General features: G+C 72.1%; 10 protein-coding genes. 8 read left to right on the top strand and 2 right to left on the bottom strand.

The genetic code is table 11. The features are described 5' to 3' along the window. The first annotated feature begins 737 nt into the window (after positions 1–737). The 4 genes from SRB5_RS31260 to SRB5_RS31245 are packed head-to-tail and all read left to right on the top strand — an operon-like array spanning position 738 to position 4,276. Positions 738–1,304 carry a hypothetical protein gene (locus SRB5_RS31260; RefSeq protein WP_228390581.1) on the top strand — a complete coding sequence of 189 codons (567 nt, stop codon included), beginning with the start codon at positions 738–740 and terminating at the stop codon, positions 1,302–1,304. A gap of 4 nt (positions 1,305–1,308) precedes the next feature. Next, positions 1,309–2,421 carry a peptidoglycan-binding protein gene (locus SRB5_RS31255; RefSeq protein WP_153456838.1) on the top strand — a complete coding sequence of 371 codons (1,113 nt, stop codon included), beginning with the start codon at positions 1,309–1,311 and terminating at the stop codon, positions 2,419–2,421. After that, the gene (locus SRB5_RS31250) at positions 2,418–3,089 is read left to right on the top strand and encodes an ABC transporter ATP-binding protein (RefSeq protein ID WP_323378784.1); all 672 of its coding nucleotides are present in this window, start codon (positions 2,418–2,420) and stop codon (positions 3,087–3,089) included. The genes SRB5_RS31255 and SRB5_RS31250 overlap by 4 nt, the downstream gene beginning before the upstream one ends. Beyond that, positions 3,086–4,276, top strand: a complete 1,191-nt coding sequence (locus SRB5_RS31245) for an ABC transporter permease (protein ID WP_153456837.1) — start codon at positions 3,086–3,088, stop codon at positions 4,274–4,276. The genes SRB5_RS31250 and SRB5_RS31245 overlap by 4 nt, the downstream gene beginning before the upstream one ends. Here SRB5_RS31245 and SRB5_RS31240 read toward each other — a convergent pair. Together SRB5_RS31240 and SRB5_RS31235 are read right to left on the bottom strand one after the other, a co-directional pair. Then, positions 4,188–5,879, bottom strand: coding sequence for a sensor histidine kinase (locus SRB5_RS31240; RefSeq protein WP_323378783.1), 1,692 nt, complete (start codon positions 5,877–5,879; stop codon positions 4,188–4,190). The two genes, SRB5_RS31245 and SRB5_RS31240, sit on opposite strands and share 89 nt — an antisense overlap. Further along, positions 5,876–6,550, bottom strand: a complete 675-nt coding sequence (locus SRB5_RS31235) for a response regulator transcription factor (protein ID WP_153456836.1) — start codon at positions 6,548–6,550, stop codon at positions 5,876–5,878. Before SRB5_RS31235 ends, SRB5_RS31240 begins: the two co-directional genes overlap by 4 nt. 103 nt (positions 6,551–6,653) lie before the next feature. Between SRB5_RS31235 and SRB5_RS31230 the strand changes: the two genes are divergently transcribed. The 4 genes from SRB5_RS31230 to SRB5_RS31215 all read left to right on the top strand — a co-directional run bounded on the left by SRB5_RS31230 (position 6,654) and on the right by SRB5_RS31215 (position 9,721). Next, positions 6,654–7,610: a DUF2510 domain-containing protein gene (locus SRB5_RS31230; RefSeq protein ID WP_153456835.1), complete on the top strand. Its 957-nt coding sequence runs from the start codon at positions 6,654–6,656 to the stop codon at positions 7,608–7,610. 109 nt (positions 7,611–7,719) lie between these two features. Next, entirely contained in the window at positions 7,720–8,148 is a 429-nt protein-coding gene (locus SRB5_RS31225) for a glutathione S-transferase family protein (RefSeq protein ID WP_153456834.1), read from the top strand. Then, positions 8,148–9,302, top strand: a complete 1,155-nt coding sequence (locus SRB5_RS31220; RefSeq protein ID WP_153456833.1) for a DUF6973 domain-containing protein — start codon at positions 8,148–8,150, stop codon at positions 9,300–9,302. Before SRB5_RS31225 ends, SRB5_RS31220 begins: the two co-directional genes overlap by 1 nt. Then, entirely contained in the window at positions 9,299–9,721 is a 423-nt protein-coding gene (locus SRB5_RS31215) for a hypothetical protein (RefSeq protein WP_153456832.1), read from the top strand. Before SRB5_RS31220 ends, SRB5_RS31215 begins: the two co-directional genes overlap by 4 nt. The last annotated feature ends 31 nt before the right edge of the window (positions 9,722–9,752 follow it).

Raw genomic sequence — 9,752 nt, 5'->3', positions numbered from 1 at the left:
CTGGCGTGGGTGGGCCGGGGTGGGGGTTTGGATGTGGAGCGTTTCTGCGGCGCTGCGCGCCTTGGGGGCGGGAGCGGGGGGCGGGGCGCTGCGCGCCTCGCAGTGGGGGAAGCCGCTGGCGCGGCTTCGGATGCGTAGTGGGGGTCGGCGCTGCGCGCCTCGTGATGCGGAGTGAGCGTCGGCGCTTCGCGCCGCCGGGCCGGCGACTGCGGGGGCGACTGCATGGATGCCTGTGCCCCGGCGGATTTCCCCACGGTTGGCGGGCTACAGGTGGCGGTGACCAGGGACAATCCGGTAGCCGCGTACGGAAGTAAGGGGACGTTCGACACGCCTGCGCGCGTACGGGAAACGCGCCTGGATGGACCACGACGCGGCAGTACGCGCGTAGGTGTGTCGGGCGGCCCCGACCCACTTCACGCCCACGCGCACCCCGGCAGACCAGACACCAACCCCGGAGGCCAAGACACCCACCCCCAGCCCGGCCGGCGTTTGAGGCCTCCGGCCGAAGGCCGGATGCGCGTCAGCCGACGCAACCGCCAGCCAAAGACCGAAGCACACGGCCACCGGCCGGAGGCACACCGCCGCGCGACGGAGGCCGACGCAACCGGCAGCCGAAGACCGACCCACACCGCCGCGCGACGGGTTCTTGACGGCTTCTTCATAAGACCTTCATCGCCCCGCGAATACCTTCGCCCCCGATCCCCCCAAGGGCCGAAGGCCGAGGCAAGGAGCCGAAGTTGACCCACGTACGGCGATGGACCGCCCTGGCGGCCCTCACGATGCTGGCGATGACCGGATGCGGCGGCAGCGCGGAAGACGGAGGCGACGAGGTCGCCGCCGTCAGCAGTGCGAAGCCGTCCGGCCAGGGCGAGGCGAAGACCGAGCTCGCCGAATACATAGCAGGCAAGCAGACCTGGGTCACCTGCATGCGCGAAGCCGGCGTGGACCTCCCCGACCCCGACGCCAAGGGGCAGGTCGAGATCGACATCCCGGCGAAGGAGTGGAAGGGCGACCCCAAGTACCGCACCGCGCAGGAGAAGTGCGCCGACAAGCAGCCCGCCCTCCCCGAGAGCGTAGAGAAGGCGAATCAGCCGGACCTCACCGCCGAGGAGAAGGACCGGAACCGCCGCTACGCCGCCTGCATGCAGGGCAACGGCGCCCCCGATTTCCCCGACATCGGCGAGGACGGCCGCTTCCTCGAGGAGAACTGGGACTCCTCCTCCAGCAGCGGCAAACGCGCGTCCCGTACCTGCGACAAGGAGGTCTACGGCCTCGACACCTCCACGATCGTCCCCAAGGGCTGAACCGATGGCGAAGCGAAAGACCCCCCTCCTCGTAGGCGCCGGAATCCTCCTCGTAGCCGCGATCAGCGGCATCGGCGCGATGGGCCTCGGCGGCGATGACGGCGAGGGCGCGAAGCAACAGCCCCGCACCGGCGCCACGGTCACCGTCACCAGAGGCACCCTGACCGAGAAGGCCGTCCTCGACGGCGAGCTGGGCTACGGCCCCGATGTCCCCTTCCTCGTCAAGGCCCAGGGCACCATCACCTGGCTCCCCGCCCCCGGCACCACGGTCGAGCGCGGCGAAGCCGTACTCCGCGTCGACGACCGCCCGGTCGTGCTGCTCTACGGGGCGCTCCCCGTCTACCGCGACCTGGCCGTACCCGAAGCGGCACCCGAAGAAGCCCCCGACGAGGCCCCCGACCCAACCCCCGCACCCCCCGCGGAGCTCAAAGGCATGGACGTCAAGCAGTTCGAGACGAACCTGGCCGCCCTCGGCTACACCGGCTTCACCGTCGACGACACCTACTCCGACCTCACAGCCCACGCCGTCAAGCAGTGGCAGCACGACCTCGCCCTCCCCGAAACCGGCACCGTCAAAGCAGGCGACATCCTCTACACCCCCACATCCATCCGCACAGCCACCGCCACCGCCCGCCCCGGTGCCCCCGCCGAGGGCAGCCCCCTCGGCTACACCAGCACCCGCCGCATGGTCACGATCCAGGCCCCGCCCGCCGACCTCGCCTGGGCCCACCGCGGCACCCACGTCGACGTACAACTGCCCGACGGCAAGAAAGCGACCGGCACCATCGGCACCGTAGGAAAGGAAGCCGCCGCCCCACCCGAAGGCGAGGAGAAGACCGACCCCGAAATCTCCGTCACCGTGACCTTCGACGACAAGGCAGACCTCGGCCGCATAGACGAAGGCCCCGTCACCGTCCAGTACACCCTCAAGCAGCGCGAGCACGTCCTCACCGTCCCCGTAGCCGCCCTCGTGGCCCTCGCCGAAGGCGGCCACGGCCTCGAGCTCGCCGACGGCGAAAGCTTCGTCAAAGCGACCACCGGCCTCTTCGCCGACGGAAAAGTCGAGGTCAGCGGCCCCGGCATCCACGAGGGCCTGAAGGTGAGGATCCCCGAGTGACCGTCGTCCGCCTCGAAGACGTCACCAAGACCCACCCCGGCGGCGTCACCGCCCTCGACCACGCCGACCTCACCATCGGCCACGGCGAACTCGTCTGCGTCGTAGGCCACTCCGGCTCCGGCAAGTCCACCCTCCTCCACCTCATGGGCACCCTCGACCGCCCCACCACCGGCCGCGTCACCGTCGCCGGACACCGCGTCGACAAGCTCACCGACCGCCAGATATCGGCGCTCCGCGCCCAGCACATCGGCTTCGTCTTCCAGCAGTTCCACCTCGCCGTCGGCGTCCCCCTCCTCGACACCGTCGCCGACGGCCTCCTCTACGCCGGCATCCCCCTCCGCGAACGCCGCCGCCGCGCCGAGCACGCCCTCACCCGCGTCGGCCTCGCCCACCGCCTCGACCACCTCCCCCACCAGCTCTCCGGCGGCGAACGCCAACGCGCCGCCGTCGCCCGCGCCGTCGTAGGCGAACCCGTACTCCTCCTCGCCGACGAGCCCACCGGCAACCTCGACTCAGCCTCCGGAGCCGCCGTCCTCCAGCTCCTCCACGAACTCCACGCCGGCGGCACCACCGTCGTCGTCATCACCCACGACCGCGACCTGGCCCATACCTTCAACCGCCGCGTCGAACTCCACGACGGCCGGATCGTCGCGGGAGCCACACCATGAACCTCCGCCCCGCCCGCCTCAGCCCAGCCGACCTGATCCGCCTCGGCAGTACGGGCCTACGCACCCGCCCCCTCCGGGTCTTCCTCTCCGCCCTGGGCATCGCCATCGGCGTGGCCGCCATGATCGCCGTCGTCGGCATCTCCGGCTCCGGCCGCGCCGAAATCGACCGCCGCCTCGACCGCCTCGGCACCAACCTCCTCCGCGTCGCCCCCGGCCAGGAGGCCGGCGGAAAACAGACCGCCCTCCCGGACGAAGCCATCCCAATGATCCGCCGCGTCGGCCCCGTCGAAAGGGTTGCCGCCATCGGGGTAGTCGACGACGCCCGCGTCTACCGCAACGAGCACATCCCCCAAGGCCGCACCAGCAGCCTCCAGATAGCCGCCGCCGACCCCACCCTCCTCCCGGCCGTCGGCGCCGAACTGGCCGACGGCCGCTGGCTCACGGACGCCACCGAGGAGTACCCCGCCGTCGTCCTCGGCGCGACGGCGGCCCGGCGCCTCGACGTCCACCAACCCGGCCAGCGGCTGTGGCTCGGCGGCACCTGGTTCTCCCTCGTCGGCGTCCTGCGCCCCGTAGCCCTCGCCCCCGAGCTCGACACCTCCGCCCTCGTCGGACGGCAGGCGGCCGGTACGTACCTGCGCTACGACGGCCACGCCTCCACCGTCTACGTCCGCGCCCGCGACGACCGCGTCCCCCAGGTGCGCGCCGTCCTCGCCGCCACCGCCAACCCCGCCCACCCCAGCGGCGTCGTCGTCTCCCGCCCCTCCGACGCGCTCGCCGCCCGCGAGGCCGCCGAGTCGGCGCTGACGGGGCTGCTGCTGGGCCTCGGCGGGGTCGCGCTGCTGGTCGGCGGCGTCGGGGTGGGCAACACCATGGTGATCTCCGTCCTCGAACGCCGCCCCGAGATCGGCCTGCGCCGGGCGCTCGGCGCGACGAGCGGGCAGATCCGGGGCCAGTTCGTCGCCGAGTCCCTGCTCCTGTCCGCGCTCGGCGGCCTCGCCGGTACGGTCCTGGGCACGGCGATCACCGCCGTGTACGCCACGGTACGGGGCTGGCCGACCGCCGTCCCGCCCTGGGCGGCGGCGGCCGGCTGCGGCGTCACGCTGGTGATCGGCGCGGCGGCGGGCCTGTATCCGGCGGTACGGGCGGGCCGCCTGGCCCCGACGGAGGCGCTGGCGAGTCCGTGACCGCGGGGAGCGCGACGGTGAACACCGTCCCCGTCGTGCTCCCCACCCCGATCGTCCCCCCGTGGTCCACCACGATCTGCCGCGCGATGGACAACCCCAGCCCGCTCCCCCCGGTGTCCCGCCCCCGCGCCGCGTCCGCCCGCCAGAACCGGTCGAACACGTACGGCAGATCCTCCGCCGCGATCCCCGACCCCGTGTCCGCCACCTCCACCACGGCCCGCGCCCCGTCCCGCGTCAGCCGCAGCGTCACGGTCCCCCCGGGGCCGGTGTGCCGCAGGGCGTTGGTGAGCAGGTTCCCGACCACCTGACGCAGCCGCCCCGCGTCGGCGTGCACCCGCACCGGCTCCCCGGCGGACACCTCCAGCGCGACCCCGGCGGCAGCCGCCTGCGCCGCGTACGCCCGCCGGCAGCCCTCCAGCAGCGCGTCCAGCGGTACGTCCGCCCGGTGGTACGTGAGCGCTCCCGCCTCCGCCAGCGCCAGGTCCTGCAGGTCGTCGACGATGCGCTGCTGCTGCACGGCCTCCCCGTGCAGCGAGTCCAGCAGCTCCGGCGTCGGCTCCAGCACCCCGTCCCGCAGCGCCTCCAGATACCCCCGCAGATTGGCCAGCGGCGTCCGCAGCTCGTGCGCGATGTCGCCGGTGAGCCGGCGCTGGCGTTCCTCGGCGGACTGCACGGACCCCGCCATCCGGTTGAACGCCCGCCCCAGCTCCGCGATCTCGTCCCGCCCCGACACCGGTACGCGCCGCGCCAGATCCCCCTCCCCGACGTCCCGGGCGGCGGCCGTCAGCGCCCGTACGGGGCGCAGCACGGCGCGGCTGAGCCCCAGCGCGCCGAGGATCGCCGCCAGCGCCACGCCGGCGGCGACGGCGGCCGTGGGAGCGGCGGCGAGGGTGGGTGGGGCCTCGTCGCGGACCCCGAGGGTGATCTGCAGACCGGGCGGGGCGGTCCCGGTGACGAGGTCGTCGAACGCCCGCTGGAGGCAGTCGTCGGGGCGGGGGCCGGTGGCGCAGGGCCCGAGGACGTCGAGGTCCGCCCGGATGCGGGCCGTCCCGGTGTCCGGCGTCCGGGCGCAGCCGGGGATCTTCGCGTCAGAGGTGATCACCGGCATGCCGAAGTCGCCCTCGGCGGCCGTCACCCGGGCGCCGTTCGCGGTGAGGCAGGCGGCGTACGTGGCGGTGGCGCGGTAGCCGACCAGCGCGGTGGACGTCAGCTTGGGCTTCGACTGCGGGCGCATCCCCGCCGGGAGGCGGAGCGTCGGCCGGGGGTCGACGAGGAGCGGCGGCTGCGTACTCACCGCGCGCGGTGTCCGTCCGGCGAGCGCGTCGGAGTCCGCCAGCAGCACCCCGTCCTGCGTCGCCACCCGGATCCGCTGCCCGGTGTCGCGGGCCAGCGCGGCGATCACCGGGGACACGCCCGCCCAGGTGCCGTGGGTCCAGCCGTACGCGCGCAGCTCCCCGGTGATCCGCGCGGTCTCCTGCCGCCCGGCGGTGACGGAGTCCCGGACCTGCCGGTTCACCTGGCGCAGGGTGAGCCAGGCCGTGGCGGCGGTCGCGGCCAGGGCGACGAGCGTCAGCAGGGCGAGCGCCCGCAGCCGGAAGCTCACCCGGCGATCCGGTAGCCGCGCCCGTACACCGTCTCCACGTACCCCGGGCCGCCGAGCTTGCGCCGCAGGTTCATCACATGGGCGTCCACGGTCCGCTCCAGCACGTTGCGGTCGTAGCCGAAGACCCGGTCGATGATCTGCGCCCGGGTGAAGACCCGCCCCGGCTCCTCGGCCAGCGCGGTGAGGATCGCGAACTCCTTCCCCGTCAGCGCCACCGGCTTCCCGTCCGCCCGTACCTCGAAACGCGCCGTGTCGATCTCCAGCGCCCCCACCCGCAGCACGTCCGGTACGGCCGCCCCCGCGACGGCGCCCCGCCGCAGCAGCACCCGCACGCGGGCGGTCAGCTCGCGCGGGCTGTACGGCTTCGTCAGATAGTCGTCGGCGCCCAGATCGAGGCCCAGGAGCAGATCCTCCTCGGTGGTCCGCGCGGTGAGCATCAGGATCCGTACGTCGGCGGCCTCCGCCCGCAGGATCCGCGTCACGTCCAGGCCGTCCACGCCGGGCATCATCACGTCCAGCACGAGCAGGTCGGGCCGTACGGTACGGGCCCGCTCCAGCGCCGCCCGCCCGTCCCCGACGACCTGCACCTCGTGGCCCTCACGCTCCAGGTACACCCGGATCAGCCGGGCCTGCATCGCGTCGTCCTCGGCCACCAGGATGCGTGCGCTCATCCGGACCCCCCTTCCCGCAGGGGCTCAGCGTACGGACAATCCCCATCAGGATTCGAACGAGCCCTCTCATCCGCTTCTCAGGAAAGCGGTCTAGGGTGCGCACATGAGCGACACGAGCCCCTCCGGGTGGTACCCGGACCCGCAGCGCAGCGCAGACGATCCGCCGCGTGAGCGGCGATGGGACGGAGAGGTGTGGACCGACGAGGTCCGCGCCGCGCTCCCGGCGACGTTCGCCGCGCCCCCGCCGCCCAAGCGCGAGCGCCCGCACCCGGTGCGCTGGCTGCGGGCACGCCCCTTCATCGCCGGCATCGTCCTCGGCGCCCTCGGGATGCTCGTCGTCGGCGGCGGCATCACGGCCGGCGTAGTGGCGGCATCGGACGACGACGGCGGCGGCCACCGTCCGAGCGCCTTCGACCGCCGCGCACCGGGCGGAAACAAGGACAACAGGGACAATAAAGGCAACGGCGAAAAGGGTCCGCGGGGCGAACAGCCCGGCCCCGACACCCGCGGCCAGAAGATGCCGGGCATGGAAGACGGCTTCGCCACCGACCTCGCCAGCGGCATCAAGCTCCCCGTCCCCGACGGCTGGAAGTCCCAGTCCGGCATGGGCGCCAGCATCTCCACGGGCGAGTACAAGTGCCCCACGGCCCCCGACCAGACCTGCCTGCGCGGCGGCGTGAACTCCATCCCCGCGAAGGCCCTCGAGATCAAGGCGACCACGGCGAAGGCGGTGGCCGAGGCGGACATCGAGAAGAACGCCGAGGAGTCCTACGGCACCCAGGCGTACGGCGGCATCACCTCGCACGACGAGCTGAAGGCCGAGGCCGTGAAGGTCGCCGGCCAGGACGGCTACCTGATCCGCTGGCAGGTCGTCACCAAGACCGGCGACGACGGCTACGTCCAGTCCCTGGCCTTCCCGTCCCCCGCCGACGGCAAGACCATGATCCTCGTCCGCTACGGCTTCGACATCAGCGACAAGGCCCCGAAGCTCACCGAAATGGACACGATCACCAAGGGCATCAAGGCCGCCCGCCTGATGGGCTCCGGCAAGTCGGCCTAGCCCCCGAAAACGAGCGGTGCCGGACCACCTGCCCCGGCACCGCTCGGAACCAAAGAGCCCCGAGTTGCGCCTTTATACGTGGACGACGAAGGCAATGCTCTGGGGGATCATGTCTTTCGAAGACGAATGGGCACAGCTCAAAGCAGACGCGGCGATGCACCTCGACCGCGTCCCCGACCCGGGCCCCGGACCGCCGACGCCGCAGGGCGATCTCCAGGTGAACCAGAAGGACCTCGCCGCCGTCGGCGACGTCGCCTTCCGCCTGAACCAGTCCCTGGGCAACGACGGCCTCCACGCCATGACCGGCCTGTACGGAGCCTCGTACGCGCTGAAGACCGACTTCGCCCTCGGCGCCGCCCTCGACCAGGTGGCCGAACGCTGGACCGAGCAGGTCCGCAGCCTCCAGGGCGCCTGCGCGCACATCTCCAACCACCTGGACTACACGCAGAAGGCCCACGCGGGCGACGAGTTCTACCTCTTCACCCAGTTCAGCAACATCAACACCCTGGACGACGGCTTCCGCGAGGGGGACGCCTGATGGATTACGAGGCGCTGACCTTCACCAACTTCGGCGCGTTGAACACCGCCGTCACCGAGATGACCCAGATGATCGGCAAACTGGAGAAGCTGCAGACGCAGGCCGAGACCGAGCTCGACGGAAAATCCCGAAAAGCTGCCTGGGCCGGCGTCAACGCCACCGTGACCAGGGAGTTCATCTCGAAAACCGCCCGCGAATTCGGCCAGGCCGTCACCGAGGCCACCTCGATCCGCAACATCCTGCGCGACACCCACGGCGAGCTGACCGCCGCCCAGCAGGAGCTGAAGGGCGCCGTCGAGGCGGCCCGGCAGCGCGACATCCACGTCATCGGCCTCTGCGGCGGCTGGGGCTTCCGCGTCGAGGGCCGCTCCCCGGGCGGCAGCGCCCCCGCCCCGTCCCAGGGCGAGGTCGACGGCGTGGTCACGCAGATCGAGGGAATCCTCAAGCGCGCCACCGAATCCGACACCTCCGCCGCCGAAGCCCTCAAGGGCCTCGTCAGCCTGGCGAAGACCGGCTTCAGCAGCGCCCCCGTGATCGAGGACCGCGACCACGCGGGCACCGCCGTCCAGCGGGAGAAGATCCGGCTGCAGGGCATCGAGCTCTCCGAGAAGTACCGCAAGGAGACGAAGTGGCCCTTCGAATGGGGCCCCGACGGCAAGCACCCCCGCGGCCGGGACGCCGAGTACGAGGACTACGGCGGCATCCACTGGGCGGAGCGCGATCTGCTGAAGCAGCGCCCGTGGGAGGCGCTGACGTACAAGGAGGTCTCCGAGTGGGCGCTGGCCGAGTCGCAGGCGGAGAAGGCCCGTAACCCGAACATCGACCAGAACGCCTACCGCCACTCCATCTGGCAGGCCCGCCTCACCTACGAGCTGGGCCCGGAGAGCGCCGAACGATGGGCCGACGCGCACGAGGCGTACTACCCGAAGAACGAGCTCCCCGACCACCGGGCGGACCTGGTGAACAACGTGTACGGCCGGGGACTGGGGCAGGAGACCATGGACAAGGTCCCGCCGAAGTATCTGCCGAACTACAGCGGTGGGCCGCCCGTAAGGATCAACGGCGAGGAAGTGAACCAATACATCATCGAACAGGCCCGCCAGTACGCCCAGTCCGAACGCGCCGCGACGCCCGACCACTTCGCGCCGCGATGACCCGCCGCCTCCCAGTGGCTCTGCTGGGCGTCCTGCTGCTGACGGCCGGCTGCCAGTCGGACGCCGGAAAAGCCGGGGACGACGATGTCGTGGGCGTCTGGCAGAGCAATGCCGGCGGGCGGATGGAGTTCCACGCCGACGGGACGTTCGAGGCCGTGAACATCGCCGTCAACTCGCTGTGCGTCAAGAGCCAGGACCCGTTCGAGGAGAAACGCACCGACGCCACCGGGACCTGGGAGAACGAGGGCTTCTCGGACGAGGGCCCGGGCAGCCACATGGTGATCGACTCACCCGACGGCGTCCTCCACGACTGCGAGATCTGGACCACGTTCGTGGGCGACCCGGGCACCGAGCTGTACCTCATCCACCAGGACGGCGAGGGCGAACGCTACCGCCGTACGAGCAAGACGGCGCCGTAAAAAAGGGGGGCGGCGCCAACAAAGCACCGCC

The sequence above is a fragment of the Streptomyces smaragdinus genome (assembly GCF_009604385.1).
Classification (GTDB): Bacteria; Actinomycetota; Actinomycetes; order Streptomycetales; family Streptomycetaceae; genus Streptomyces; species Streptomyces smaragdinus.
The sequence above is the reverse complement of the archived record's forward strand: the minus strand, read 5'-3'. Positions and strand labels throughout refer to the sequence as shown.

Excerpts from the sequence above, each read along its gene's own strand:
- SRB5_RS31255 (WP_153456838.1), top strand. The coding sequence starts at position 1,309 with ATGGCGAAGCGAAAGACCCCCCTCCTCGTAGGCGCCGGAATCCTCCTC.
- SRB5_RS31245 (WP_153456837.1), top strand. The coding sequence starts at position 3,086 with ATGAACCTCCGCCCCGCCCGCCTCAGCCCAGCCGACCTGATCCGCCTC.
- SRB5_RS31235 (WP_153456836.1), bottom strand. The coding sequence starts at position 6,550 with ATGAGCGCACGCATCCTGGTGGCCGAGGACGACGCGATGCAGGCCCGG.
- SRB5_RS31230 (WP_153456835.1), top strand. The coding sequence starts at position 6,654 with ATGAGCGACACGAGCCCCTCCGGGTGGTACCCGGACCCGCAGCGCAGC.
- SRB5_RS31225 (WP_153456834.1), top strand. The coding sequence starts at position 7,720 with ATGTCTTTCGAAGACGAATGGGCACAGCTCAAAGCAGACGCGGCGATG.
- SRB5_RS31220 (WP_153456833.1), top strand. The coding sequence starts at position 8,148 with ATGGATTACGAGGCGCTGACCTTCACCAACTTCGGCGCGTTGAACACC.
- SRB5_RS31215 (WP_153456832.1), top strand. The coding sequence starts at position 9,299 with ATGACCCGCCGCCTCCCAGTGGCTCTGCTGGGCGTCCTGCTGCTGACG.